Consider the following 26,415-nt stretch of genomic DNA (forward strand, 5'->3'; position numbering starts at 1 on the left):
TAAAAAAACGGATGAAACAGAGACGGGAGAAAAGGATCATGCCGCCGCAATCGGCTCCCTTTTCTTACAGCATGGGATCGCTGATCGTCAGGGCGACGGACGGTCGTCGTCGTCATCCAGGGCGCGCCAGGCTGCCCCGTCGAGATCTTCGTACTGGCCGCTCTTCAACGACCAGAGAAAGGCAAACAGGCCCAGACCGCCCAGAAACAGGGCGATCGGAATGAGATAGACGAGCATGTTCATGAGGCAAGCCTTGGTCCGGCGGCCACCACCGGCGGAAGGCGCAGCTCACCGGCCTCCGTCGACGGCTTGAGGCTCAGACGGTTCAGCCGCAGGGCATTGACCACGACGATGATCGACGAGGTCGACATGGCGATCGAGGCGATCAGCGGCGTTGCATAGCCGGCCAGAGCGATCGGCACGGCAATGACGTTATAGCCGATCGCCAGGGCAAAATTCTCGCGAATCAGCCGGCCGGCGCGACGCGACGCCTCGATGGCAAAGGGCACGGCCTCGAGGTTTTCGTGCATGAAGACGAAATCGGCAGCCTGGCGGCCGACATCGGCGGCGGTGGCCGGTGCGATCGACACATGGGCGGCCGACAATGCCGGGGCGTCGTTGATGCCGTCGCCCACCATCAGCAGCTTGCGGCCACGGTCGCGGGCCTCTGTGCAGGCCTCGGCCTTGTCGCGCGGCGACAGGCCGGCCCGCCATTGATCGATGCCGAGACGGCTGCTGAGTGCGGCCACCACGGCCGGCCGGTCACCGGACAGAATTCCGACGGCAAAGCCCTTGCGCTTGAGGTCCGACACCGCCTTCTGGGCACCGGCGCGCAGCGTGTCCTCGAACTGGAAGGTCTGCAGCTCCACCCCGTCCAGCGACAGCACGACCTCGGACAGGGAGGCTGGATCTGCAGCCGCATCATCCGCTTGACCACAGGCAAAGCGACGATTGCCAAGCCGATAGAGGCCCTCGGGACCTTGCGCCTCGACGCCGGAGCCGGGGATCTCGCGAACGCCGTCGAAATATTGCATGACGCCTTCGGCGGCCCGGAAGATGGCCCGCGACAGCGGGTGACGGGACAGCGACGCGAGGCCGGCGGCAATGGCGAGATTCTGCGCGCTGATCTCGGATCGATTGACCAGCCGCGGCCGGCCGAGCGTCAGGGTTCCCGTCTTGTCGAAGGCGATGGTGTCGATCTCGGCCAGCCGTTCCATGGCCGAGCCGTCCTTGACCATGATGCCGTGCTTGAACAGGCGGCCTGCCGCCACGACCTGCACGACCGGAACGGCCAGGCCCAATGCGCAGGGGCAGGTGATGATCAGCACGGCGATGGAAACCAGCATGGCATGCTTCCAGTCGCCGTCATAAAGCCCCCAGGACACGAAGGCGGTGATGGCCAGCAGATGCACGGCGGGAGAATAGTATTGCGCGGCCCGGTCGGCGATGCGGCGATAGCGCGCCCTGCCCCCTTCGGCGGCCTCCATCAGGCGGACGATCTCCGACAGGAAGGAATTCTGCGCCGTCGCGGTCGCCGAAATCGTCAGCGAACCGGTCAGGCTCAGGGTGCCGGCCTGCACCGCAGAGCCCACCGACACCGGCAGCGGCGCGCTTTCGCCATTGACGATCGAGACATCCATGTCGGTGGCCCCGGCAGTCACCATGCCGTCGACCGGCACCCGTTCGCCGGCTGTTATGGCGATGTGATCGCCGACCTTGATGTCCTCGACGGGACGATATTCGCGCGTCCGGTCGGCATGGACGACCATGGCGCCGCGCGGGCTGAGCCGGGCCAGACCGCTGATCGCCGAGCGGGCCTTTTCGCGCATGATATGGTCGAGCGTCCGGCCGATCAACAGGAAGAACAGCAGCGACACCGTGGCATCGAACCAGGCATGCTCGCCATGGTGGATCGTCTCCCAGAGCGAAACGAAATAGGACAGCGTGATGGCCAGCGCGATCGGCACGTCCATATTGGTGCGGCCGTGGCGAAGGGCGTTCCAGGCCGACTGGTAGAAGAAGCGGCCCGCATAGATCAGGGCCGGTGCGGCGATCATCGCCGAGATCCAGTGAAACATGTCGCGGGACGATGCATCGGCGCCCGACCAGACCGAGACCGACAGAAGCATGATATTGGTGGCGGCAAAGCCGGAGACGGCAACGGCGCGGATCAGCTTGTTGCGCAGCTCGTCGGATGCCCCCTCCGCCGCGGTAAACAGGTGGGATTCGTAACCGCTCGCCGCAATCGCCCGCACGATGACGGTCGGATCGGTCGGGATGTCGCCGACCTTGTCCTTCCAGACCACGGCAACGCGCTTGGAGGAGAGATTGACGCGGGCCCGCTCGACTTCCGGCAAGCCCCGCAAGGCTCTCTCCAGGGTCGAGATGCAGGCGCCGCAATAGACGGCGGGGACGCTCAGGTCGACCTGCCACAGCCCGTCGCCCAGATCACGGCTCGAAAGCCGCAGTTCCTCCGGAGATGGCAGGCCATGGCTGGCCCGCTCGATATCCAGTGCCCCTTCCGATCCCGCAGCACAGCAGCTCATTTGGCCTCTCCGATCACGGCGATGCGATTGGCCTCGTGCATGATGATCTTGTCACCCTTGACGGCGATCACCTCGACGATCCAGTGGCCGGGCAGGACCTCATGGCTGGCCGTGTAGCGACCATTGCCGACCGGCTGCATCTCGGCGATGAAATCCTGGTGCTCGCCGACCGGACGCTTGAAATGCGCCGTGACCTTGTCCGCCTCGACCGGGCCGCGGTCGGGGATGGCCAGTTCATAGAGGATTTCGCCCTTCGACACCGTCAGCTTTCCCCTAATGCCGGTTGCCAGCATGTCGCGGATCGACGCCGCCTTGCCATTGAATTCCTGGCTGGCGATATAGGTGTTCTGGACGACGAGGCCGCTCCAGGTCGACGTCGCGAAATAGGCCATGGTCAGGTTGACGGTGATGATCGTTCCGAAAAACAGGAACAACACCCCGAACATGTGCCATCCGGTGAAGACGAAGCCGGCTTTCTCCTGTCTCGCACTCATTTCTTGACTCCTGGTCCGTTGAAGACAGCGGTATAGACATCCTGTTCTTCGCTCGCGGCATCCTTGGCAATGACGCGGAACTCCTCCGAGGTCCATGCCACCTGATCGCCCGGCATCGTCACGAAGACTTTCAAAGTCGTCGCTTCATCGGGCTCGACCGAGACCGAGAACGAACGCACTTCGTCCGCCGCAAGACCGTTCACCTTCATCACCGCATCCGGCAGGCCGTCAATCGACACGATGATATTGCGCGGTTCGGGGATCATGTTCAAGATGCGAACGGTATACCCATTGCGGATCGAACCATCGGATTCCAGCACATATTGCGGGTTGCGATCGTGCAGCACATTGAGCTCGAGCCGGTCGCGACCGAGCAGCGCCACCACGAGACCGGCACCGACGGCCAGCCACACACCCATATACAGCAGCGTGCGGGCGCGCAGGATGACGCGCCAGTTGAAATGACGGATCTTGTCGCTGAAGCGGCCGTCCGGCGTGCGGACATTTTCCGGTATGATCGCGGTTGTGCCATTGTTGGTGGCCAGCGCCATATTGCCCTGATACTCGTCCAGCGTCGCATAGGCGATCAGGCCGCGCGGCTTGCCGATCTTGTCCATCACGCCATCGCAGGCGTCGATGCACAGCGCGCAGGTGATGCATTCGAGCTGCTGGCCGTCACGGATGTCGATCCCCATGGGACAGACCGCCACGCAGGCATTGCAGTCGACGCAATCGCCGATGCTTTCGCCGGCAGCGGCCGCCTTCTTGGCATGGCGGGTGCGCGGCTCGCCGCGCCAGTCGTTATAGGTGACGACCAGCGAATCTTCATCGAGCATGGCTGCTTGGATACGCGGCCACGGGCACATGTAGATGCAGACCTGCTCGCGCATCAGGCCGCCGAAGACATAGGTCGTGGCGGTGAGGACGGCGACGGTCAAGTATGCCACCGGTGCGGCATTGCCCTCGATGAACTCCATCGCCAGATCAGGCGCGTCGGCAAAATAGAAGATCCAGGCACCGCCGGTCAGCACCGCGACGGCCAGCCAGACGGCATGCTTGGTCACTCGCTTCCAGATCTTGTCGAAGGTCCAGGGCGCGGTCTCGAGCTTGATGCGCGCATTGCGGTCGCCCTCAATGAACCGCTCGATCACCAGGAACAGATCGACCCACACCGTCTGGGGACAGGTATAGCCGCACCAGGCGCGCCCGACCGCGGACGTGATCAGGAAGAGGCCGAAGCCTGCCATGACCAGCAGGCCGGCCACGAAGATGAATTCCTGCGGCCAGATCTCGATGAAGAAGAAATAGAATCGACGGTGGGCCAGATCGATCAGCACGGCCTGATCCGGCGCATAGGCGCCGCGATCCCAGCGCAGCCAGGGCGTCAGGTAGTAGATGCCGAGCGTGACCAGCATCACCAGCCACTTGAATTGCCGGAAACGCCCGGAGGCGCGCTTGGGGAAGATCTTGGCGCGGGCTTCATAAAGCGGACGACGGGTCTTGGCCGAGTTGACCGCCTCCGCATCCGAACGTTCGATTTCGGCGGATGCCGCCGCCCTGTCATTGGCTTCCTGCAAGTTCATTGGAAAGGACCTCTCGTTCTGGCGCTTCTTGTCCCAGTTCCGTTCTTATCCCGCCTTGACTTATATCAAGCAGCGACCAAGCGTCGCAATTCATAGGGTTTCTTCTATATCTAGCGATCGGAGCAGGTTTTCTTGGGATTTGCCGGAAAATGCGCCCATTCGAGCCGATCAAAGGCGTCTCGCAGCCGCTGGAAAGGCAAAAGCCGCGACAATATGCGCGGCTTTTCAAACGGTCCTGTCAAGAACAATCGGCAGGCGCCGGTCCCCTTGACGCAAGGGGACCGGCTGTTGTGCTTATTCGCCGCCGCCGAGCTGGTGCACGTAGATGGCCAGTTCCTTGACGGTGGTTTCGCCGAGGCGGGCGGTCCAGGCCGGCATGACACCGTGCTTGGGGGCTGAGACCTGGCTCACAATGCCGGCTTCGCCGCTGGCCTTCAGCCAGATGGCATCGGCAAGGTTCGGCGCCCCGAAATCGCGACCGCCCTTGGCATCTTCGCCGTGACAGGAGGCGCAATTTTCGGCAAACAGCTGCTTGCCGGGCTCCACCATGGCCGCATCGGCCGGGGTTCCGGTCAGGCTGACCACATAGGCTGCAACCTGCTTGACCTGTTCGGGCTCGAGAATGTCGGCAAAGGCCGGCATTTCGGAGACGCGGGTCTCCGGATCGGTGTCATAGCGGATGCCATGCGACAGGGTGGTGTAGATCGATTCCAGATCGCCACCCCACAGCCAGTCATCGTCATTGAGGTTGGGATAACCGGGACCGCCGGCCGCACCCGACCCATGGCAGGTGGTGCAGTTCACCTTGAAGGCGGCAGCACCGCCGGCCACGGCAAACTGGGCCAGTTCCTTGTCAGCGACGATCTCGTTCAGCGGCAGGGCTGCGATCTTGTCGAGATAGACGGCCTGGGCAGACTTCGCCGTGGACAGTTCCTCGGTCAGAGCCCCACGGTTGGTGTAGTTCAGCAGGCCCTTGGTATTGGTCGTCAGAAGCGGCCAGGCCGGGTACGCTATCGTGTAGCCGATCGCCCAGACGATCGTCGCATAGAAGGTCCAGACCCACCAGCGCGGCATCGGGTTGTTCAGTTCGCGGATGCCATCCCACTCGTGGCCAGTGGTTTCGACGCCACTGATTTCGTCAATATGCTTTCCAGACATCTCTTAATCCTCCTTGAGAGGGATGCTTGCCGCGTCGTCGGCGGATTTCTTTCCGCCGGGCCGAAACGTGAAGACGATTACGCCAACGAAGAACAAAGCCATGGCCAGGAGACCCCAGCTGTCGGCGAAGTGGCGCATGGCCGTGTAGGTTTCCATAACAGCCTCCTCAACGATATCCGGTTGCGTCATCATACGTGGTGAAGTCGACCAGCGTGCCGAGCATCTGGAGATAGGACACCAGGGCGTCCATCTCGGTCAGCACGGCGGGATTGCCGTCGAAATCACCGACCTTGGCCTTGGGATAGCGGGCCAGAAGCGCCGCCGTGTCCGCATTCGGGTCAGCCTGGGCTGCCAGATCGGCCTTGGCATTCTCAATCATCTCTTCCGTGTAGGGAACGCCGACGATCGCATTGGCCTTGAGGTCCATGCCGACATCGGTGATCTTCAGCGGCGTGTGCTTCAGGAAGGAGTAGCTCGGCATGATCGATTCCGGCACGACGTCGCGCGGCTCGGTCAGATGCTGGACATGCCATTCGTTGGAATAGCGGTCCCCGACCCGGGCCAGATCCGGCCCGGTGCGCTTCGATCCCCACTGGAAGGGATGGTCGTACATCGATTCCGCGGCCAGCGAATAATGGCCGTAGCGTTCCACTTCGTCGCGGAACGGCCGGATCATCTGGCTATGACAGACATAGCACCCTTCCCGGATGTAGATGTTGCGGCCGGCCAGCTCCAGCGGCGAATAGGGCCGCATGCCTTCCACCTTTTCGATCGTGTTCTCCAGGTAGAAGAGCGGAGCGATTTCAACGATGCCACCGATGGTGACGACCAGCAGCGAACCGAGGAACAGGAGGCTTGCGTTCTTTTCGAGAATTGCGTGTTTGTCGAGAATAGACATCTCAAGTCCTCCTTATTCAGCCGGCTGAACTGCAGCGGGCACGACCGATCCAGGGATCGGGGCTTCCTGCCGTTCATAACCCAGGATCGTCATCGCCACGTTGTAGGCCATGATGATAGCGCCAGCGAGGTACATGGTGCCGCCCACGGCCCGCAGGACGAAGTACGGGAACATGGCTGCGACCGATTCGGCGAACGAATAGACCAGGAAGCCCTGTTCATCGTATTCACGCCACATCAGACCCTGCTGGATACCGGCAACCCACAGCACAGCGGCGTAGACGACAATGCCGAGGGTTGCGAGCCAGAAGTGCCAGTTGACCAGACGCAGCGAATAGAGCCGGTTGCGGTTCCACAGCTTGGGCGTCAGGTAGTAGATGGCACCGAAGCTGATCATGCCGACCCAGCCGAGTGCGCCGGAGTGAACGTGACCGATGGTCCATTCGGTGTAATGGCTGAGCGAGTTGACCGACTTGATCGACATCATCGGACCCTCGAAGGTCGACATGCCGTAGAAGGCGATGGCGATGACCATCATGCGGATGATCGGATCGGTGCGGATCTTGTCCCAGGCGCCAGACAGCGTCATCAGGCCGTTGATCATGCCGCCCCAGGACGGCATCCACAACATGATCGAGAAGACCATGCCGAGGGTCTGCGCCCAGTCCGGCAGAGCCGTGTAGTGCAGATGGTGGGGACCGGCCCAGATATACATGAAGATCAGGGCCCAGAAGTGGATGATCGACAGGCGATAGGAATAGACCGGGCGTCCCGACTGTTTCGGCACGAAATAGTACATCATGCCGAGGAAGCCGGCCGTCAGGAAGAAGCCGACGGCGTTATGGCCGTACCACCACTGGGTCAGGGCATCCTGAACGCCGGAGAAGACCGAGTAGCTCTTCGAGCCGAGGAAGGACACCGGCATCGACAGATTGTTGACGATATGCAGCATCGCGATGGTGACGATGAACGACAGGTAGAACCAGTTGGCAACATAGATATGGCTCTCCTTGCGGGTCATGATCGTGCCCAGGAAGACGATCAGATAGGCCACCCAGACCAGCGTCAGCCAGATATCGACATACCATTCGGGCTCGGCATATTCGCGACCCTCGGTGATGCCGAGGAGATAGCCGGTTGCCGCCATGACGATGAAAAGCTGGTATCCCCAGAACACGAACCAGCCGAGCGATCCGCCAAACAGCCGCTGGCGCGAGGTGCGCTGTACGACGTAAAGGGAGGTGGCAATCAGCGCATTGCCGCCAAAGGCAAAGATGACCGCGGATGTGTGCAGCGGCCGCATGCGGCCGAAGTTGAACCAGGGCTCGATATTGAGGTCCGGAAAGGCCAGTTGCAACGCAACGACCACGCCGACGAGAAAGCCGACGACACCCCAGAAGACCGTGGCGATGACGCCGTATTTGACGACTTCGTCGAAGTATTCGGATTTCAGCTGCGCAGCTGTCTTGACGTTCGCGGGCGCAAAACTGGCACGACGCAACATGACGATCGTGCCGCCAAGCAGCGCGAAGAAGGCGACCCACATATGGGCGGCAAATAAGCTGTCATGGGCAAAAGCGACCCCGAGCAGCGCGGCGAAGGCCAGGACGGCCATCCCCATGGTCTCTAACGTATAATTCATTGTTGGAATCCCCCAACGGCTTGCTGATATCTCACAGATATACCTTCTGCCTCGTGGCATCGGGTATCTTCTGCCTTGTTTGCAGACTTGCCATTCATGGCGACAAGATACCTTGATTTAAATCAATGCAAGCAACACGCAGTTTGCACACAAAGAATAACGGCAAAGGTGCAGGCTGGAATCCGTGACGAGGCGTGTCGATCGCTCAAAGGCAGCGACGGCGCGAACGGGATTCCCAATACGTCCTGATCGCCGCGGTCACATTGTCATAAGCCCTTGCGGACCCTCAAGACGGAGATGCGGAGATGCAATCAAACAACGGCATAGGCGGCCCGAAGGACGCGGCAGGAAAGCCGGTGCCTTTCTGCGCCTTGATGGAAGGGCGATCGCTCGCCTGGCTCAACCGCGCCCATGATGAACAGCTCTCCCTGTGTCGCGAACTGGAGGAAATCGCCGATTCTCTGCCGGGCAGCATCGATCGGCAGAAGTGCATCTATGCGGCCAAGGCGCTGGGACCGCTGATCCGCGGCATCCATCACTACGAGGAAAACGTTCTTTTCCCATGGCTTGAGGGGCGCATTGCCAAGAGCCAGCCGCTCGCCGACACCCTCAGCCGGCTGAAATTCGAGCATTGCGAGGACGAGTGCTTCGCCGAGGAACTGACCGATGCCCTGCTGAAGCTCGGCTCCGGGGAACCGGTCAACATGGAGGCGGTCGGCTACATGCTGCGCGGGTTCTTCGAGGGCATGCGACGTCATATCGCATTTGAACGGGAGCATTTGCTAAAGGAGATTCCCGAAGACACGGTGGTGACCGGCCACAATTGACGGACCGCTCCGGGTCAATGCCCGGATCGGGTCTGTCAGACGTCGCCCTCACCTGCCGGCTCCGGCAGGTCGCGTTCCTGCAGGATTGCGCCGATGACAGGGCCGTTGCCGGCCTGCATGGGGATGAAACGTCGATAGACGGCAACGTCACCCGACGGAAGCCTTCGCTTGCCGCGGCATTCGACGGCCTGGCCGTCAAAGCTCCCGTCAAAATTCCGCTTCGCCTCTCTTTCGAAACACGCCTCGCCCATGACATCGCTAACATGGCGTCCAATCAGATCCAGCGGAACCGACTGGACGGACGCGGCATAGGCCGCATTTGCATAGAGGTAGCGATAGTCGCGGGTCAGAACAAAAATACGATCCGGAAGGGCGTCGAGGATGGCTTCGTTCAGAACGATGTCATTTTCAGACGACTGTCCAGCCGACCCTGCCCGCACGGGCATTTGCGGCGGCGCCCAATTGTCGAGCTGATTGCCGTCACCGAAATAGCGATCGAGAAGAACGGCGAGCGCTCCGGAATACCGCACGACGCAGGAGCGATCGTCAGCGTCCTGACGAACCAGTTCGCTGAAGAATCCGAGCTGCTGATGGACCTGCTGGGTGGTCTCCGCCCGGTACTCGACAATCGCCGATATCAGCGGATCCAGTTGGCGATCCAGCAACAGGACCAAATCGTCATTGCCGACCCGCACCGCCTGCTGCAGCTGCCGAGTCCGCAGCAAAAGCGCATCGAACAATACTGACAGATGGCCGTCCCGTCCTCCCTGTGACATTGCAGACGCAACTACCTTTCGAAAGATTGACATGCACTTCAAAGCTGAAACGCACTGAATTACGTCAAAACGGCAGGTCATAATGGCCATCGGTCCGTGCAATCGCATTAACATGAATAGGCCTCACATTCAACCAAACAAGTTTAGGGTGACTGCATAGCTGCCCTGCATCAAGTACATCGACGCGATGGCGGACGACGTTGTTATGCAACACCGCTTAAATAAGCACTTCAACTGATGTTAAATTAGAACTTCTATTTTGGCCTTGCCGCATCGACATGGGCATGCTGGCAAGGCAGCGGCATGCTACCGGCTCGGCTCCACAGCGCGATCGACCGGGTTCGTTCCACGCCGATCCTTGCGATCGGGGACTCTGCCTAAGGGATTTCAGAGTTGCCGCTTGATCGCCCAGCGGTCGTGATACCACAGCCATTGTTCGGGATATTCGCGGACCCACGACTCCACCTTGTCGTTCAGCAGCTGTGCGGTCGCCTGAACGTCCAGAAGCCCCGTCGGGTCGCGCGGTAGATCGACCTTGGGCTCGATCTCGAGGCGGAAACGGTTGTTGGGCAGACGAATACAGCGGGCCGGATAGATCTCGCAATTGAACTGGCGGGCGAGCTTGGCCAGCAGCGGATTGGTGCGGACGTCGCGACCGAAGAAGGAGGTCGGTGCGCCCTTCGTGAATTTCTGGTCGACGAGCACGCCGACACCGCCGCCCGCCTCCAGCTGCCTTGCCAGCGCGAAGGACGAGCCGGCATGGGACGGCACGAGCTTGCCCATGCGCGCCTTGCGGAAGTCAAAGACCTTTTCGGCGATATAGGGATTGTTCGGCGGGCGAAACAGCACGGTCACATAGAGGCCAAACGCAGCGCCGGCCACCGGCAGTAGCTCGAAACTGCCGGTATGGGCGGTAAAGACGATGAACGGCCGCGGGTTGTCGCGCAGATCCATGAAGATCGGGATGCCGGAGACCTCGATTCGGCCCTCGCTCCCCTGCTCCGGATCGAAATCGAAGATCTGGTCGAGGAAGATATATTCCGCCGCAAGCCGGCCCATATGGCCCCAGCTTGCCAGCGCGATCGACTGGATCTCCTCGTCGCTCTTTTCCGGGAAGGCATTGCGCAGATTGACCAGCATCAGCCGATGCCGGCTAAGCTTCGGCCCGATCCAACGCATCAGCCGATCGGCGAAGCGGATCGCCGGGTCGGCAGGCAGCAGTTTCAGGACGCTCAGGAAACCGAAGATCAGCTGCGCCACCAGCCATTGCTGGAAGCGCCTAAGTGCGAGCACGAGGCGGGTGAGGATCATCTTCACCGGGTCAATCCATCCGCAGGACGATTTTCCCGAAGACCTCGCGGGATTCCATGCGCAGCAGAGCCTGGTCGATCTCTTCGAGGCGGATCTGCGTGTCGATGACCGGATGCACCAGGCCACGGGCCATCTTCTGCATGGCATTGGCCATGTTTTCCATGCGGCAGCCGAACGAGCCGAGCAGTTTGAGCTGCTGCTGGAACAGCATCATCAGGTTGACATCGGTCGAGACGCCGGAGGTCGAACCGCAGGTGACCAGCCGTCCGCCGCGCTTGAGGCAGAACATCGAGGCAGCAAACGTATCCTTGCCGACATGTTCGAAGACAACGTCGACGCCCTTCTTCTTGGTCAGCTTGCGCACCACGCCTTCGAACCGGTCGACCCGGTAATTGATGACGTGATCGGCGCCCAGCGCCTTGGCCCGTTCGATCTTGTCATCGGAGCCGACGGTGGTGATCACCGTGCAGCCGATCTTCTTGGCGAGCTGGATGGCGGCCGAGCCGATGCCCGAGCCGCCGGCATGGATCAGGATGGTTTCGCCGGGCTCGAGCTTGGCATTGTCGAACAGCATGTGCTCGACGGTGCCGAAAGTGACGGGCGCAAGCGCTGCGGCCACGGCATCGACGCCGGGAGGGGCCGGGACCAGCAGGCGGGCCGGAATGTTGATCTTCTCCTGCGCGAAACCGTCGAGGTGGAAACCATGCACGCCGGAGACGTTCTCGCACAGATTGTCGCGCTTCTCGCGGCAGGGCTTGCACAGGCCGCAGGTGCGCGCGCCGTAGATGGCGGCCAACTGGCCCGGCAGGATGCTGCCGACGCCCGGCCCGATCGCCTCGACCACGCCGGAGGCTTCCGCGCCGATCACCAGCGGCATCTTGCGCTTGGCAAAGGCCATGCCGCGCCAGCCCCAGACGTCGATATGGTTGAGGGCCACGGCCTTGACGCGCAGCGTCACCTCGCCTGGGCCCGGAGCGTCCGGTTCCGGCAGATCGGTGATCTCAAGCTTGCGGTCATCGATAAGCTGCAAAGCGCGCATGAATTCCATCCTTCGCCCAAGGGCGTTATGTCGTACCTATACGTCGTTGCGGAGCCGATTAAGCCGGTTCACGCGCGTGAGCCGATTAAGCCGGTTCACGCGTCATGACAAGGCTGGCGTTCTGGCCGCCGAAGCCGAAGGAGTTCGACAGGACGGCAGACACGCTCTGATCCCGCTTCACGTTCGGCACGACATCCAGCACCATGGTCGGGTCGGGATTGTTGTAATTGATGGTCGGCGGCACCGTGCCGGTCAGCATGGTCTGCAGCGAGAACACCGCCTCGACGGCGCCCGCCGCCGTCAGGGTGTGGCCGATCATCGACTTGTTCGACGAGACCGGGATATCCTTCAGTGCCTCGCCGAACACCGCCAGCATGGCGCCATACTCCATCTTGTCGTTTTCCGGCGTCGACGTACCATGGGCGTTGACATAGCCGATGCCCTCTTCCGACAGGCCGGCATCGTCCAGAGCGGCGCGGATCGTGGCGATCGCCGGGCCGCCGTCCGGCGAGGAGCGGGTGCGATGAAAATGATCGGCCTTTTCGCCGCAGCCGCGCATGATGCCGAGCACTTTTGCGCCGCGCGACACGGCCGATTCGAGCGTCTCCAGCACCAGGGTCGCGGCCCCTTCGGCAATCACGAAGCCGTCGCGATCCTTGCTGAAGGGTTTTGAGGCGCGCTCCGGCGGATCGTTCTGGGTCGACAGCGCCGACAGCAAGGCGAAGCGGATCAGCGCCTCGGCGCTGACCGAGCCGTCGGTAGCAACCGTCAGGGCGCGTTCCGTGCGACCCTGGCGGATTGCCTCGACGCCGAGCTGGATGGCTGTGGCGCCTGAGGCACAGGCGGTCGACAGGGTCACCGGCAGGCCGCGCGTGCCGAAACGGTCGGCAAGCCGCTCGGAGATCGAGCCGAACTGCACCGCCTCGAGGAATACCGGATCGGGCCGCTCGCGCATCGCCGTCAGGAAGCGCTCGTAGGCGTCGCCCGGATGGCTTGGCGGCGGGGCACGGTCGGAAAGCGCGAAACGATCCGCCCATTCCGGCTCGACCGGCGGGGCGGCCAGGAACAGCGGTCCGGCGAAATCGCCCGACAGGCCGGCGGCGGCCAGCGCTTCGATGGTGGTTTCTCGCGCCATGGCATAGGAGCGCTCGACGGCGTTGGCGGCGGGCAGGTCGATGAAATCGACCGTGCCGCTGATCCGCGTCGAAAGCCCCTCGGTCGGAAAACGGTTGATGGCATGGATGCCCGACACGCCACCGGTCAGCGCCGACCAATTGTCCTCAAGCCCCTGGCCCAGCGATGTGATGACCCCCATGCCCGTGACGGCAACGAGCGGGCGTCCGAGATGATCCTTGAAACGGGACTGCGTCATGATGGCAACTCTCCTTACGCCTCGGCCGAAAGCATGGCCATGCCTTCGCCGCGGGTATAGCCGACCGTCGTCACGACGGCATGCCGCGCGCCGTGGGTCATGGCTGTTTCATGGGCTGGGTCGAAGGGCGGCACCTTGGCACAGGTGTCGATGGCGAGCGCTGCCAGCGCCAGGCCGAGCGGGAACTGCGCCTCCAGCGCGTGGCCGGTCATGCCGCCATAGGCGCGCAAGGGCGCAGCCGGAAAGGCTGCCTGCAGCGCCAAATTCTCGCGGGCCGACAGGTCATGCAGGCCGCTGGCCCCGGAAAACACGACCGTATCGCCCGACACGGGCTTGCCCATGTCCGCTGACAGTCGAGCCAGCCGGTCTTCCAGCTTGCCCGGATCGCGGCTGCCGCGGTCCCCTTCGATCGCGTCGATCGCTGCATAGATATGCGCACCACGGGCCTCGGCATGGGCGCGCGATTCCAGCACGAGGAAGGCGCCGACCGTGCCGAGCACCATGCCGCCGCCTTCGCCACCCTCGGCACGCGACCACAAAGGCTGCCAGTCTCCTGTGGCATGGGCATTGATGCCCTCGACCAGCAGGAAGATATCGGCACGCGCCGCGACAAAGGCGCCGCCGACCAAGGTGTGGGTCGACTGGCCGGCCTTGATGCGGGCAAAGGCGGTCTCGATCGCGGATATACCGGCCGATTCCTCGCCCATGAAGGTGCGCGACGAGCCGGTCACCTTGTGGACGATGGAAATATTGCCGGCCATCAGATTGGACAATTGCGCGAGAAACAGCGTCGGCCGCAGTTCGGTCGTCAGCTTCTCGTTGAGCAGCATGTCGCGGTCGTTGCGCTTCAGGCCCTCGTCGACGATCAGCGTATCGACATTGACGTCGCGCTCGCCGCCACCGGCGGCGACGATCATGTCCATGGTGCCACAGGCTTCCAGGTCGTCCTTGAGCCCGGCATCGTCCAGCGCCAGGCCGGCGGTGTAGACGCCGAGCCGCTGCCAGTTCTCCATCTGCCGCTGGTCGCCGCGCTTGGCGATCTGCTGCGACCAGTCGATCTCCGGCAGCGGATGGATCGGATAGGGCTTGAAGGCCTCCGCTTCGATCGGCGGGCGAGGCGCCGTCGGCGCGCTGAGCAGCGCGACATGCGGATCCTTGCCGGTGCCATGGCAGGTGACGATGCCTATGCCGGTGATCACCACATCGTTCGGCGTCTTGTCCATTTCATATCCTCTTGTCCGGAGCCCGGCGGTCCCTGGTCGACACCTGGTCGGCGGGGACGGCCGCTCCTTCTGGGCGCCCGAAGGCCGCCCGGCAGACGTCGCTTTAGGAATTCGCGGCGATGGCGTCCATCAGGCCGACCTCTTCGGCGCGTTTGCGCACGATATCGGCCAGCGGAATTTCATTGAAAGGCATGGTGCGCAGCTTGAGCTGGCAATCGCAGATCTTCTTGCCGCCCGAGGTGATGCGCGCCTTGGTCACGGCAAAACCGGAGCCGTCATGCTCAAGATCGGCCTCGATGTCCAGCACGGCACCCGGTTCGACAAAAGTGCGCATCTTGGCGCCGTCGACCGACATCAGGAAGGGCATGGCGGCGAAATCGGTCACGGCCAGCACGAGCATGCCCGAGGCCTGGGCCATGGTCTCGATCAGCAACACGCCCGGCACGAGCGGCATGCCTGGGAAATGGCCCTCGAAGACGGGGCTTTTCTCAGGCACGACCGAGCGCGCCTTGAGCTTGCCATCGCGAAGGCTGACCGCCTCCACCTTGTCGATCATCTGGAAATATTCCAGCAGCATGGGGACCTCCGGTCGCCGGGCTTGTCAGCCCTTGGCCGCCCTGAGTTCGTCAATCTTGGCGCAGAGATTCTTCAACACGAAATACGCTTCGGTCGAGACCTTGCCTTCGTTGACTTCCTGGGTCCACTGTTCCAGCGGGATCTTGATGCCGAATTCCTTGTCGATGGCAAAGACGATATCGAGAAAGTCGAGGCTGTCGATACCGAGGTCGTCGATCGTATGGCTTTCCGGCGTAATGGTCTCGCGGTCGATTTCGCTGGTCTCAGCGATAATGTCGGCAACTTTGTCAAATGTAGCAGTCACGCCAATTATCCTCGTAAAAATCCACTTCAGCGTCCCACATAGGCAAAACGATGCCAAAAGCCAATGGCCAGTTTGCGCCGTGGAACAAAATGGCAGATCAGTGTTGCCTAAACAGCAATCGAATGGCGCCCCTTGCCGTTCGACAGATAGCTGTCGAAGACCGCAGCAATGCTGCGCGCAAATGGCTTGCCGAGGTCGGTCAACCGGAGCTGATCGGCTTCGATCAGACAGATACCGTCCTGGTTGCCAGCCGCAAACCGCCGGACCTCTGCAATGATGTCTTCGGCAAGGGCCGGAAACAGGGTGCGGATTTCGGCAAAGGAGACTTCGAAGTCGCACATGATCCGCTCGATGACCCAAGCGCGCATGCGGTCGTCGTCCGACAGAGCGATGCCGCGCACCACGGTCAGGCCCTGGTCCGTCGCCAGCCGCTGATATTCGCCGGTGGCCGGCATGTTCTGCACGTAACCCTGCGGCAATTGCCCGATGGAGGAGGCGCCAAGCCCGATCAGCGCGTCGGCGGCGTCGTCCGTGTAGCCTTGAAAATTGCGACGCAGGCGGCCCTCTCTGGCGGCGATCGCCAGGGTGTCGTCCGGTTTTGCGAAATGGTCGATACCGATCGGCTCGTAACCGGCGGCCACCAGAAGCTCCGCGGCACGGGTCATCTGCTGGAACCGCTGCTCGATGCCGGGCAGGACATCCTCCGGGATCATGGTCTGGTGCTTCTTCATCCACGGAACATGGGCATAACCGAACAGGGCGATTCGATCCGGAGAGAGCGAAACGATATCGCGGACCGTGCTGGTCAGCGTCTCCAGCGTCTGGTGCGGCAGGCCATAGAGAATGTCGCAGTTGACGGAATGCACGCCCCTCGCCCGTACGGCCTCGACGACGGCGCGGGTCTGCTCGAAGGTCTGGATGCGGTTGATGGTTTTCTGCACGAGCGGATCGAAATCCTGCACGCCGAGACTTGCCCGCGTCATGCCGATTGCCGCCAGCGCATCGTAGCGCGGCTCGTCCAGATCGTTCGGATCCATCTCGACGCTGATCTCGACATCGTCACGGAAGGTGAAGGCTGACCGCAGGTCCGCCATCAGCGCGATCATGTCGTCCGGCCGCAGCATGGTCGGCGAACCGCCGCCGAAATGCACGGCGCTGACGCGCACCTCACGGCTGACCAGGGAGCCGATCTTTTCGATTTCCAGCTTCAGGGCCGCGAGATAGGCGGTGATGGGCTCATATTTCAGCGTGTGCTTGGTATGGCAGGCGCAGAACCAGCACAGCCGATCGCAATAGGGAATATGGATGTAGAGCGACATGTCGTTGCCGGAATGCAGTTCCTGCAACCACTGCGCATAAATGCCGCACCCGATCGCCTCATGAAAATGTGGCGCTGTCGGATAGCTTGTGTAACGCGGTACGGCGCTGGAATATTTGGCTAACAAAGCGTTGTTCATTTTTCCTCCGGACCCTTGCGAGGCGAACATCATTTGACTAGCTGATAACGCCGACAGGCCTTCCGGCCTTTGACTTCGATCAATTTCCTGCTACAAGCGGACATTGAATTAAACTAATCCGCATGATCTTCGTCCGGTCTCTTTCGGGCGGAGCTCTGGATACATTCGTGTCAAAGAGCCTCACATCATGCTTCGGCCATTTTGCCGAACCGGGAGCGGATATGGACACGCAGAATTCGAAGCCTTATGCCGATATCGAAGCCCCCCAGGTTTGCCGTGCCTGCGAGGCGCGCCATGGCGGTGTGTGCGGTTCCTTGACGGCAGCGCAGCTGGTCGAGCTGAACAAGCATTCGACCCGCCGCAAGGTGGAGGCCGGCAGCGAGGTGATCGGCCAGGGCGAGCAGGTGTCGTCCTACAGCAATATCCTGGGAGGCGTGGTCAAGCTGTCGAAGATGATGGCCGACGGACGCCAGCAGATCGTCGGGCTGCAGTTTGCCCCCGATTTCATGGGCCGGCCGTTTATCGAGGAAAGCAGCCTGACGGCGGAGGCGGCGACCGACGCGGAAATCTGCGCCTTTCCGCGCGCCCTGATCGACCGGATGGTCACCGAAGTTCCCGATTTCGAGCGCAAGCTGCATAGCCAGTCGCTAAAAGAACTCGACGAGGCCCGCGACTGGATGCTGACGCTAGGCCGCAAGACGGCGCAGGAGAAGGTCGCCAGCTTTCTCTATCTGATCGCCACCCATATCGACCCGATGAAGGCCACCAGCACGACCTTCGACCTGCCGCTGTCGCGCGCCGATATCGCCGACTTCCTCGGACTGACGATCGAAACCGTCAGCCGCCAGATGACCAAGCTGCGCAAGGAAGGCATCATCGTCATCGAGAACAACCGGCATGTCATCGTGCCGGACCCGCGCCGCCTGCGCAACGCCGCCGGCATCGACTGAGTTCATTCCACGTCCAGCCCTGTATCGAAATCGTCAACACCCGCCTCAGCGGGTGATGACGATCTTCGTGTTGCCGAGACCTGTGCGGGTCGCCATCGAGAAGAACCGGGCCGCATCGTCTGGATGCAGGCGCACGCAGCCATGGGAGGCCGGCTGGCCGAGCCGCTTGGTTTCATAGGTGGCATGCACGGCATAGCCACCCTTGAAAAAGATCGCGAACGGCATCGGCGCGTTATCATACTTGCGCGAGCGATGGTTCTTCGAGGCCCATTTGGCACTGTAGCTGCCGGTCGGAGTAATATATCCCTTACGCCCGGTCGACACTTTCCAGCGATACTTGACGAAGCCGTTTTCGGTGACCGTCATGGTCTGATCTTGCAGACTGATGCGTGCCACAAGGTTGGCACCCTCAGCGACGACCGGAAGACACTGGCTGAACAGAATTGCAGCCAACACAATCAAAATTTTCTTCATTGCTCCCCCCATCCGGATTGATCGATATCCGGTTCCCTTCAGTAGAGAACAATAGTCATTTGAAAATGTACATGGCTCGACTTGCCATTTATTCGTTATCGCTAACGCAAATGGTAAAATTCCGAGACGACAGGGGAATTTCTACAGCGCGACGATCAGCGCAGCGCCCACGGCAAGCCACAAGGAGAGCCAGGCGGCCTGCAGAACCGCAACCGCGGCGTCGATATCCGCAGACCCCAGATCGCGCCGACCCGCGCCGTTCATCATCGGCTCGCTGACCGGCTGGCCGGCATAGACCCTCGGACCGGCGAGGCCGATGTCGAGAGCGCCGGCCATGGCCGCTTCCGGCCAGCCGGAATTGGGCGAACGATGCAGGCCGTGATCGCGCAGCGCCAAAGAGAGCGACCGACCCGCCGCACGGCGCCCGCTATGCCACAAGGCCCCGGCCGCGATCAACAGCGCCGACAGGCGGGCTGCCGGCCAATTGGCCAGATCGTCGAGCCGCGCCGAGGCCCAGCCGAAATCGAGATATTTGTCCGACTTGTGGCCGATCATCGAATCGGCGGTGTTGAGCATCTTGTAGGCGAGGATGCCCGGCAGGCCGAGCGCGGCGTACCAGAGCGCCGGTGCGACGACGCCATCGGCAAAGTTTTCGGCCAGGCTTTCAATGGCCGCGCGGCAGACGCCGGGCTCGTCGAGCGTCTCCGGGTCGCGGCCGACGATCAGCGACACCGCCTTGCGCCCGCCGGCAATGCCGCCGTCGCGCAAGCCCACGGCCACCGCCGAGACATGATCCGTCAGGCTCTTTTGAGCCAGGAAGATTGCGGTGATGATGATCTCCAGGACAAAACCGAGCGGGCCGAGATGGCCGAATAGACGATGCAGGAACACGCCGAGGGCCAATGACAAAGCCAGAAGAATGACGATGGTCAGCACGCCGCCGAGCCGCCGGCGTCGCGGCGACCAGTGTGCCCGGTTCAGTCCTCGGTCGCAGGCGGAAATGGCCGCGCCGAACAGCACGACCGGATGCGGCAGGCGCTGCCACAGCCAGGGCGGATCGCCGACAAGCCGGTCGAGCAGCAGAGCCACCAGGAGCGTCAGGAATTGCATCATGGCCGGCGCTGCCAGGATTCAAGGGCCGCGGCCAGCCGCGCATCGGCCTTGTCATCCGGCGCCAGACCGAAACGCAGCCAGGTCGGCGCATAGTCGAAGCGGCGCGTCAGGATATGGGCTTTGCAGAGATGGGCATGGAGCGCGGTGGCGTCCGGTTCCTCGACCAGAGCGAACAACCCTGCCCCGCCGATCATCTGCAGCCCCGCTCCGCCCAGGATTCGCTGAAGGGCTGCAAAACGCTCGGTGATCCCGGCGTGGATCGTCTGACGATCCTGTGCAAACAACGCGGTGGCAACAGACAGTGCCGGCCCTGACACGGCCCATGGCCCCAGCCAATCGGCAAAGCGGGTCGTGACACTGTCGTCGGCAATGACGAAACCGAGCCTTACGCCGGCCATGCCGAAAAACTTGCCGAAGGAGCGCAGGACAATGAGATTGGAATCGGTCCGGCCGGCCATGCTGGCCAAGCTCTCCATGTCGCCGAAAGCCTCGTCGACGACGAGCCAGCCGCCGCTCGAGTGCAACCGCGCCGCCAGGGCCGCCAATTCCAGGTCAGAAAAGCTGCGCCCGGTCGGATTGTTGGGATTGACGACGACGGCCAGGCCATGCCGGGCGTCGATGTCGTCCAGCGATGTCACCGCATCGACGGCAAGGCCCGCGAGCTGAAAGGCCCTGGCGTATTCGCCATAGGTCGGCGCGACGATGGCGACGCGTTTGGCCGGATCGGTGAGGCGCGGCAGCAGCTGGATCGCCGATTGCGTGCCGGGCACCGGCAGCGGCAGGCGTGCGCCTGAGCGGTAGAAGCCCCTCGCCGCCTCACGCGCCGCCTCTTCCAACTCGCGGTCCGGCAGACGGTGCCAGGCGCGGGCCGGGATGTCCGGCAGCGCAGGCGGACAGGGATTGATGCCGGTCGACAGGTCGAGCCAGTCTTCCGGCCGCCCGCCATAAAGCTTTGCCGCCTGAGCGATACCGCCGCCATGGACGATCGCGCCGCTCATCAGCCGGCACTCGCGGCAAGGTCGATCAGGTGCATGAAGGAGCCCGCCACATTGCCGTGCCTGAGGCCGAACGATCCAAGCGACGTCCCCAGCGCATCCTCGACCTTAAACAGCCGGTCTCCCGCCCCTTCCGAGACGATGGTGGCGTAGTGGAACTCGTGGCCGTTGATCGGGCTTGCGAAGAACGAGCCGTCTACCGGTTTCAGCCGGCGATAGCCAAGCTGGCGGCGGCGCGTCTCGAAACTGGTGGTGAGCGGCAGCAGGCCGAGCATCGCATGGGCCCGGCCCTTGGCGTCGACCAGGCTGTCGCCCATCACCATGTATCCGCCGCACTCGCCGAACATCCGGGCGCCGCGGTCGCGGGCCGCCACCATGCCGTGGCGGAAATTGGCGGCTGCGGAAATCGTCTCGGCATGCAGTTCGGGATAGCCACCCGGCAGATAGACGGCATCGGCGTCTGCCGCCGGGGCCTCGTCGGCAAGCGGCGAGAAGAACGAGATTTCCGCGCCGCGGCGGCGCCAGCCGAGCAGCATATGCTCATAGGAAAAGGCAAAGGCCAGGTCCCGCGCCACGGCGATCTTCTGGCCGAGCGGCGGCAGGCGATCGATATTGGCGTCCGATGCGCGGGCGGGAATATGGCGGGCGGTGCGCATCAGCGCATCCAGGTCGCAATCGGCCGCGACAATCTCGGCCGCGCGGTCGATGAAGGCATCGAGTTCGGCATGTTCCCCCGCCTGCACCAGGCCCAGATGGCGCTCCGGCAGGCTCAGTGACTTGTCGGCGCGGATCACGGCAAAGACCGGCATGCGGATGCCGGCAAGGGCGCCGCGCAGCATGGCCTCGTGGCGGTCGCTGCCGACCCGGTTGAGGATGACGCCAACGATACGGGTGTCGACGCGGAAATTGGCAAAGCCGCTGACCAGAGCGGCGATCGAATGGGAGGCCCGGGCGCAATCAACCACCAGCACGACGGAGAGGCCGAGGATGGTGGCAAGATCGGCGGCAGAGCCCGTGCCGTCGGCAGCACCATCGAACAGGCCCATCATCGCCTCGATGACCAGCACCTTGCCGCCGGACATATGCAGGGCGGCATTGGCCAGCAGCAGTTCCGGCCGCATGCCCCAGGGGTCGAAATTGAGACAGACCTCGCCGCTTGCCGCGGCATGAAAGGCCGGGTCGATATAATCCGGCCCGGCCTTGCCCGGCGCAATGGCGAACCCTTTTGTCTTCAGCGCCCGCAACAGGCCGAGCGTGACCGTGGTCTTGCCCGCGGCGGACGACGGTGCCGCTATCAACAGGCCGCTCATGCGCTTTCCTTCCGGCCACGACCGGCGAACGGGTCGGGCTGCAATTGCCGGCCGGACAGAGCGCCCAGCCAGTCGAGCGACGGCCTGAGCCGCACCACTTCGCCGATCACGACAATGGCCGGCGGTTCGATGCCGGCCTGCACCATGGCGTTTTCGGCCTCGCCCAGCGTCGTCTCCAGCACCCTTTGATCGGATGTGGCGGCATCGCAGACGAAGGCCAGAGGTTCGTCGCTGGAACGGCCGGCGGCGATCAGATTGGCGCTGATGCGGCCGATATGCTTCATCGCCATATACATCACGATCACCGGCGATCCCTTGGCGATCGATGGCCAGTCGATCCGGTCGGGCACCAGACCGGACGAATCATGGCCGGTCAGAAAGGTGACCGTATGGTTGATCTCGCGATGGGTGACCGGAATGCCGGCATAGGCCAGTCCGCCGATCCCCGCCGTAATGCCCGGCACGATGCGGAATGGCACGCCGTGTTCGATCAGCGTCAGGGCCTCCTCGCCGCCGCGTCCGAACACGAAGGGATCGCCGCCCTTCAGCCGCAGCACGCGATGGCCGGCCTTGGCGAGTTCCACCAGGCGCAGCGAGATATCGCGCTGCTTGGCAGACGGCTTGCCACCGCGTTTGCCGGCATATTCGAGCAGCGCGCCGCTGCGGGCCATTTTCAGGCAATCGTCGTTGACCAGCGCATCATGGACGATGACATCCGCCTCGCCCAGAGCCTTGGCCGCCAGCAGCGTCAGAAGGCCTGGATCGCCCGGACCGGCGCCGGCCAGCCAGACATGGCCGGGCACCATCGACGGAAGATGCGAAAAGGGAGTGTCAGTCATGGTCCTGCTCTATGCCCGCCCTTTTGAAAATGCAATCCGCAAAGGCTGTTTCTGCCGCTTTCGAAGGCGCCCCGGCTCGCCTATAAGGAAGCCATGAGTGATCCCGCCAGCGCGCCTCCAGATCCGACATTTTCGACACCTGCGGGCGCCCGCCGGCCGGAGGGTGCGCTGAGGCGCGGCTGGACCACCGGCGCCTGCGCCACGGCCGCCACCAAGGCGGCGCTGACGGCGCTGATAACAGGCCAATTCCCCGACCCCGTGACGATCCGCCTGCCGCGCGGCGAGGAGCCCGCCTTTGCCCTGGCCATCGAGACGCTTGGCGACGGCTTTGCCTCGGCCGGCATCGTCAAGGATGCCGGCGACGATCCCGATGTCACCCATGGCGCCACGGTGATTGCCACGGTGCGGCCGCTTGCAGCCGGCGACGGCATCCGCTTTGTCGCCGGCGATGGCGTCGGCACGGTCACCAAGGCCGGCCTGCCGATCGGCGTCGGCGAACCGGCAATCAACCCGGTGCCGCGCGCCATGATGCAGGCCGAGGTCAAGGCGCTGTGTCGGGAACACGATGTTCCCGCCGATATCGAGATCACCATCGCCATTCCCGGCGGACAAAAGATCGCGGAAAACACCTGGAACCCGAGGCTCGGCATTGTCGGCGGGCTGTCGGTGCTCGGCACAACCGGCGTGGTCCATCCGTTTTCCTGCTCGGCCTGGATCCATTCGATCCACCGCGGCATCGATGTGGCGCGCGCCGAGGGGCTGACCCATGTGCTGGGGGCCACCGGCTCGACATCGGAAAAGGCGGCGCGCGATTTCCATGATCTGCCGGATGGCGCGCTGCTCGACATGGGCGACTTTGCCGGCGGGCTGCTCAAATATCTGCGCGTGCACCCGGTCCCCCGCCTGACGATCGCCGGCGGCTTTGCCAAGCTCACCAAGCTTGCCCAGGGGGCGCTCGACCTGCATTCCGGCCGCAGCCAGGTGGACATGGAATTTCTGGCGGCACTGGTGCCGCCGACCGCCGAGGGCGTGGCCCTGAAGAACCGTATCCTGTCTGCGAACACGGCGATGGAAGTGCTTGAACTGGCTTCGCAAAGCAGATTCGATATTGCTCATATAATTGCGACTAAAGCACGCTTAACGGCGCTGGATACGCTGCGCGGCGCGCCGATCGAGGTCGATGTCATCGTCACCGATCGCCAGGGACAGATCCTCGCCCATGCCCATTGAGAAAATCCTCATTCTCGGCGGCACGGCGGAGGCAGCCGAGCTGGCGGCGCGTCTGGTCGCGCAAGGCGGCGCAGAGGTGACGACCTCGCTTGCCGGCCGCACCAAGGAACCGGCACCGCTGGCCGGCGCGGTGCGGATCGGCGGGTTCGGCGGCGTCGAGGGGCTTGCCGCCTATCTCAGCGCCAATGGAATTTCCAGGGTCATCGACGCCACCCATCCGTTCGCAACGCGCATATCGCAGAATGCGCAGGCTGCCTGTGCCCTGGCGAACGTGCCCCTGGAGGTCGTGAGGCGCAGCGTGTGGCGCCGCGAACCGGGCGATCGCTGGGTGGAGGTCGACACCCTGGCCGCCGCCGCCGAAGCCCTGCCTGTCGGGGCGACCGTGTTTCTGGCGCTCGGACGTCAGTATATCGCGGCATTTGCCGGCCGCACCGATTGCCGGTTCGTGGTCCGCATGATCGATCCGCCGCTCGATGCGCTGCCGTTGCGCGACGCCATCGTTATCCTCGGAAAGGCGTCGGCCGACCCGGACGCGGAAAGAGCGCTCTTTGCGAACCATTCGATCACCTGCCTCGTCGCCCGCAATTCCGGCGGCGCTGCCGGCCATGGCAAGATCGCGGCTGCCCGGCAGATGGGGATCGATGTCGTGATAGTGGGCAGACCGGCGCCTTAGAGGCCCGTCAGCAGCGTATGCCGGGTCTTTCCGGAGACCGGCCAATAGTCGAGCTTGCAGCCATAGGGCCCACCGACATTGACCTCGACGACGGCAATCCCCTTCTCTGCCAGGAAATCCCGGGCAAAGGCGGCGTTCTGAAGCCCGACAGTCGAAAACGCGTTGAGCGGGCTCGCGCCGCCGAATATTTTCGCCTCGAGACAGTTGCGACTGGAGCCACGCTTGAACATCTCATCGACCAGCAGTTCCATGAGATAATCGCCGTAGCGCGCCGGATCGCCGGGGCTCTTGCTTTTATGTTGCGGGCCCGGCAACACGAAATGGTTCATGCCGCCGAAGCCGCGACGGACGTCCCGAATGCAGGCTGCAACGCAGGAGCCAAGAATGGTGGTGATCACCGCATCGGGATCGTCCAGCACCTCATATTGGCCCTGGCCGATCGTGACCCGTCGCACCGGCCTGACGCTTGCCGGAGTTGTGGTGCCACCATACACTTTGAATGCCATACTCACCAACCTTGCAACGCTGTCAGGTCAACGATACATCAGAAGGATAAATTTACTCATTCGAATATTATAAATCACAATGAAGTGTGCACCGGCTTTCGCAGCTCTGGCAGTGCGGCACAGCCATGCGGCCGGGGACAGGCAGAGAGGCGGATCAATCCTCCTTTACGGCAACGATCGTGTCGTGGATCAGCTTCAGGACGGCCGGCGCGTCAATGCCTATGCAGATTTTCTGGGACGGCAGATTGTCCCAGTCGCTGGGCCCAAAGCCTTTGTCATCCGGCTTCTGGATCGTCTGGCCGTCGGCCAGACCACCGCTGACGACGCGGATGGCGCCCGAGCGGGTCTCAAACAGCTGCGGCGCCACGACATAGGCGCAGGCGCAGCTGTCATGCACCACCATGCCGTCGGCGACGCGGCCCTCGTAGAACTTGATGTAGAACTGCGACAGATCGAACAACAGCTCGGCGCGCTTGCCGGCGGCATCGCGGATATCGGCGAGCGCCTGCTTGGTCATCACGGTCTGCAGCGTGACGTCGAGACCGACCACGACAACCGGCCAGCTCGCCGTCATCACCACGTCGGCCGCTTCCGGATCGCCATGGATATTGGCTTCTGCGGCCGGGGTGACATTGCCATTGGTGTCGAAGGCGCCGCCCATGATGACGACCTGCTTGACCAGGCCGACGAGTTCTGGATCCTCTTTGAGGGCATTGGCGAGATTGGTCATGCGGCCGACAGCGACCAGCGTCACCTCGCCCGGATTTGCTCGAACGGTTTCGACGATGAAGCGATGGGCAGGGCGCGGCTCGAGCGGCAGGTCGATGACGTCAGGCACGCCGATATTGCCCAGGCCATCGTCGCCATGAATGAAGGTCGGCGGCTCATGGCTGACGCGGTGCGGAATGAAGGTCTCGCCTGCCCCCTTGGCCACCGGCGCATCGATCTTCCATTCGCGCTTCAGGAACAGCGCATTGCGGGTCGTGGTCTCGATCCGGGCATTGCCGAAGACGGTGGTGATGCCGATCAGGTCGATCTCAGGATGGTGGTGGAGAAAGAGCAGCGCCATGGCATCGTCAACGCCCGGATCCGTATCGAAAATCACCTTATGCATGAAACG

At 62.9% G+C, this 26,415-nt stretch carries 27 protein-coding genes; 4 read left to right on the plus strand and 23 right to left on the minus strand.

Annotation, left to right across the window (positions count from 1 at the left end; all coding sequences use genetic code 11):
* Positions 1–87: 87 nt before the first annotated feature.
* From ccoS to ccoN, 8 genes are all read right to left on the minus strand, one after another.
* Entirely contained in the window at positions 88–243 is a 156-nt protein-coding gene (gene ccoS / locus HGO38_RS15445) for a cbb3-type cytochrome oxidase assembly protein CcoS (RefSeq protein WP_250956783.1), read from the minus strand.
* Positions 240–2,546, minus strand: coding sequence for a cation-translocating P-type ATPase (locus HGO38_RS15450; protein WP_250956784.1), 2,307 nt, complete (start codon positions 2,544–2,546; stop codon positions 240–242). The genes ccoS and HGO38_RS15450 overlap by 4 nt, the downstream gene beginning before the upstream one ends.
* Positions 2,543–3,040 (minus strand): FixH family protein, encoded by a 498-nt coding sequence (locus HGO38_RS15455; protein ID WP_250956785.1) that lies wholly within the window; start codon positions 3,038–3,040, stop codon positions 2,543–2,545. Before HGO38_RS15455 ends, HGO38_RS15450 begins: the two co-directional genes overlap by 4 nt.
* The gene (gene ccoG, locus HGO38_RS15460; RefSeq protein ID WP_250956786.1) at positions 3,037–4,623 is read right to left on the minus strand and encodes a cytochrome c oxidase accessory protein CcoG; all 1,587 of its coding nucleotides are present in this window, start codon (positions 4,621–4,623) and stop codon (positions 3,037–3,039) included. Before ccoG ends, HGO38_RS15455 begins: the two co-directional genes overlap by 4 nt.
* A gap of 294 nt (positions 4,624–4,917) precedes the next feature.
* The gene (ccoP, locus tag HGO38_RS15465) at positions 4,918–5,781 is read right to left on the minus strand and encodes a cytochrome-c oxidase, cbb3-type subunit III (RefSeq protein WP_250956787.1); all 864 of its coding nucleotides are present in this window, start codon (positions 5,779–5,781) and stop codon (positions 4,918–4,920) included.
* A 3-nt stretch (positions 5,782–5,784) separates the two neighbouring features.
* Entirely contained in the window at positions 5,785–5,937 is a 153-nt protein-coding gene (locus HGO38_RS15470) for a cbb3-type cytochrome c oxidase subunit 3 (RefSeq protein ID WP_250956788.1), read from the minus strand.
* A gap of 10 nt (positions 5,938–5,947) precedes the next feature.
* Positions 5,948–6,679 (minus strand): cytochrome-c oxidase, cbb3-type subunit II, encoded by a 732-nt coding sequence (gene ccoO, locus HGO38_RS15475; RefSeq protein WP_250956789.1) that lies wholly within the window; start codon positions 6,677–6,679, stop codon positions 5,948–5,950.
* Positions 6,680–6,691: 12 nt separating this feature from the next.
* Complete coding sequence (gene ccoN, locus HGO38_RS15480) at positions 6,692–8,320, minus strand: cytochrome-c oxidase, cbb3-type subunit I (RefSeq protein ID WP_250956790.1); 1,629 nt, start codon at positions 8,318–8,320, stop codon at positions 6,692–6,694.
* A 305-nt stretch (positions 8,321–8,625) separates the two neighbouring features.
* On the opposite strand from ccoN, the gene HGO38_RS15485 reads away from it, so the two are divergent.
* Positions 8,626–9,147 (plus strand): hemerythrin domain-containing protein, encoded by a 522-nt coding sequence (locus HGO38_RS15485; protein ID WP_250956791.1) that lies wholly within the window; start codon positions 8,626–8,628, stop codon positions 9,145–9,147.
* A gap of 35 nt (positions 9,148–9,182) precedes the next feature.
* Here the strand turns inward: HGO38_RS15485 and HGO38_RS15490 are convergent, their stop codons facing one another.
* The 8 genes from HGO38_RS15490 to hemN form a co-directional block, all read right to left on the minus strand.
* The gene (locus HGO38_RS15490) at positions 9,183–10,013 is read right to left on the minus strand and encodes a PAS domain-containing protein (RefSeq protein WP_250956792.1); all 831 of its coding nucleotides are present in this window, start codon (positions 10,011–10,013) and stop codon (positions 9,183–9,185) included.
* 297 nt (positions 10,014–10,310) lie between these two features.
* Entirely contained in the window at positions 10,311–11,240 is a 930-nt protein-coding gene (locus tag HGO38_RS15495; RefSeq protein ID WP_250956793.1) for a lipid A biosynthesis lauroyl acyltransferase, read from the minus strand.
* A gap of 4 nt (positions 11,241–11,244) precedes the next feature.
* Positions 11,245–12,273, minus strand: a complete 1,029-nt coding sequence (locus HGO38_RS15500) for a zinc-binding dehydrogenase (RefSeq protein WP_250956794.1) — start codon at positions 12,271–12,273, stop codon at positions 11,245–11,247.
* Between the two features lie 85 nt (positions 12,274–12,358).
* Positions 12,359–13,645, minus strand: a complete 1,287-nt coding sequence (locus HGO38_RS15505; protein WP_250956795.1) for a beta-ketoacyl-ACP synthase — start codon at positions 13,643–13,645, stop codon at positions 12,359–12,361.
* 14 nt (positions 13,646–13,659) lie between these two features.
* The gene (locus tag HGO38_RS15510; protein ID WP_250956796.1) at positions 13,660–14,868 is read right to left on the minus strand and encodes a beta-ketoacyl-ACP synthase; all 1,209 of its coding nucleotides are present in this window, start codon (positions 14,866–14,868) and stop codon (positions 13,660–13,662) included.
* A 103-nt stretch (positions 14,869–14,971) separates the two neighbouring features.
* Positions 14,972–15,445 (minus strand): 3-hydroxyacyl-ACP dehydratase FabZ family protein, encoded by a 474-nt coding sequence (locus HGO38_RS15515; RefSeq protein ID WP_250956797.1) that lies wholly within the window; start codon positions 15,443–15,445, stop codon positions 14,972–14,974.
* A gap of 24 nt (positions 15,446–15,469) precedes the next feature.
* Entirely contained in the window at positions 15,470–15,748 is a 279-nt protein-coding gene (locus HGO38_RS15520) for an acyl carrier protein (RefSeq protein ID WP_168474252.1), read from the minus strand.
* 107 nt (positions 15,749–15,855) lie between these two features.
* Positions 15,856–17,205, minus strand: coding sequence for an oxygen-independent coproporphyrinogen III oxidase (gene hemN, locus HGO38_RS15525; protein ID WP_250956798.1), 1,350 nt, complete (start codon positions 17,203–17,205; stop codon positions 15,856–15,858).
* Between the two features lie 221 nt (positions 17,206–17,426).
* On the opposite strand from hemN, the gene HGO38_RS15530 reads away from it, so the two are divergent.
* Complete coding sequence (locus HGO38_RS15530; protein ID WP_250956799.1) at positions 17,427–18,155, plus strand: Crp/Fnr family transcriptional regulator; 729 nt, start codon at positions 17,427–17,429, stop codon at positions 18,153–18,155.
* A 45-nt stretch (positions 18,156–18,200) separates the two neighbouring features.
* Here HGO38_RS15530 and HGO38_RS15535 read toward each other — a convergent pair whose 3' ends face one another.
* The 5 genes from HGO38_RS15535 to cobA all read right to left on the minus strand — a co-directional run bounded on the left by HGO38_RS15535 (position 18,201) and on the right by cobA (position 22,886).
* Positions 18,201–18,629, minus strand: a complete 429-nt coding sequence (locus HGO38_RS15535; protein WP_250956800.1) for a L,D-transpeptidase — start codon at positions 18,627–18,629, stop codon at positions 18,201–18,203.
* 141 nt (positions 18,630–18,770) lie between these two features.
* Positions 18,771–19,742 carry an adenosylcobinamide-phosphate synthase CbiB gene (gene cbiB, locus HGO38_RS15540; RefSeq protein ID WP_250956801.1) on the minus strand — a complete coding sequence of 324 codons (972 nt, stop codon included), beginning with the start codon at positions 19,740–19,742 and terminating at the stop codon, positions 18,771–18,773.
* The gene (cobD, locus tag HGO38_RS15545; RefSeq protein WP_250956802.1) at positions 19,739–20,740 is read right to left on the minus strand and encodes a threonine-phosphate decarboxylase CobD; all 1,002 of its coding nucleotides are present in this window, start codon (positions 20,738–20,740) and stop codon (positions 19,739–19,741) included. The genes cbiB and cobD overlap by 4 nt, the downstream gene beginning before the upstream one ends.
* The gene (locus HGO38_RS15550; RefSeq protein WP_250956803.1) at positions 20,740–22,047 is read right to left on the minus strand and encodes a cobyrinic acid a,c-diamide synthase CobB; all 1,308 of its coding nucleotides are present in this window, start codon (positions 22,045–22,047) and stop codon (positions 20,740–20,742) included. The genes cobD and HGO38_RS15550 overlap by 1 nt, the downstream gene beginning before the upstream one ends.
* The gene (gene cobA, locus HGO38_RS15555; protein WP_250956804.1) at positions 22,044–22,886 is read right to left on the minus strand and encodes a uroporphyrinogen-III C-methyltransferase; all 843 of its coding nucleotides are present in this window, start codon (positions 22,884–22,886) and stop codon (positions 22,044–22,046) included. Before cobA ends, HGO38_RS15550 begins: the two co-directional genes overlap by 4 nt.
* 93 nt (positions 22,887–22,979) lie before the next feature.
* Here cobA and HGO38_RS15560 point away from each other — a divergent pair, with 93 nt between their 5' ends.
* On the plus strand, positions 22,980–24,116 hold the full coding sequence (locus tag HGO38_RS15560; RefSeq protein ID WP_250956805.1) for a cobalt-precorrin-5B (C(1))-methyltransferase: 1,137 nt from the start codon (positions 22,980–22,982) through the stop codon (positions 24,114–24,116).
* Positions 24,106–24,789 carry a cobalt-precorrin-6A reductase gene (locus tag HGO38_RS15565; RefSeq protein WP_250956806.1) on the plus strand — a complete coding sequence of 228 codons (684 nt, stop codon included), beginning with the start codon at positions 24,106–24,108 and terminating at the stop codon, positions 24,787–24,789. Before HGO38_RS15560 ends, HGO38_RS15565 begins: the two co-directional genes overlap by 11 nt.
* Here the strand turns inward: HGO38_RS15565 and HGO38_RS15570 are convergent.
* Together HGO38_RS15570 and HGO38_RS15575 are read right to left on the minus strand one after the other, a co-directional pair.
* Entirely contained in the window at positions 24,786–25,295 is a 510-nt protein-coding gene (locus HGO38_RS15570; RefSeq protein ID WP_250956807.1) for a chemotaxis protein CheD, read from the minus strand. The two genes, HGO38_RS15565 and HGO38_RS15570, sit on opposite strands and share 4 nt — an antisense overlap.
* 154 nt (positions 25,296–25,449) lie before the next feature.
* Positions 25,450–26,409: a nucleoside hydrolase gene (locus HGO38_RS15575; RefSeq protein WP_250956808.1), complete on the minus strand. Its 960-nt coding sequence runs from the start codon at positions 26,407–26,409 to the stop codon at positions 25,450–25,452.
* Between the last annotated feature and the right edge of the window lie 6 nt (positions 26,410–26,415).

Origin of the sequence: Rhizobium sp. CG5 (assembly GCF_023701945.1) — a bacterium.
GTDB lineage: Bacteria > Pseudomonadota > Alphaproteobacteria > Rhizobiales > Rhizobiaceae > Allorhizobium.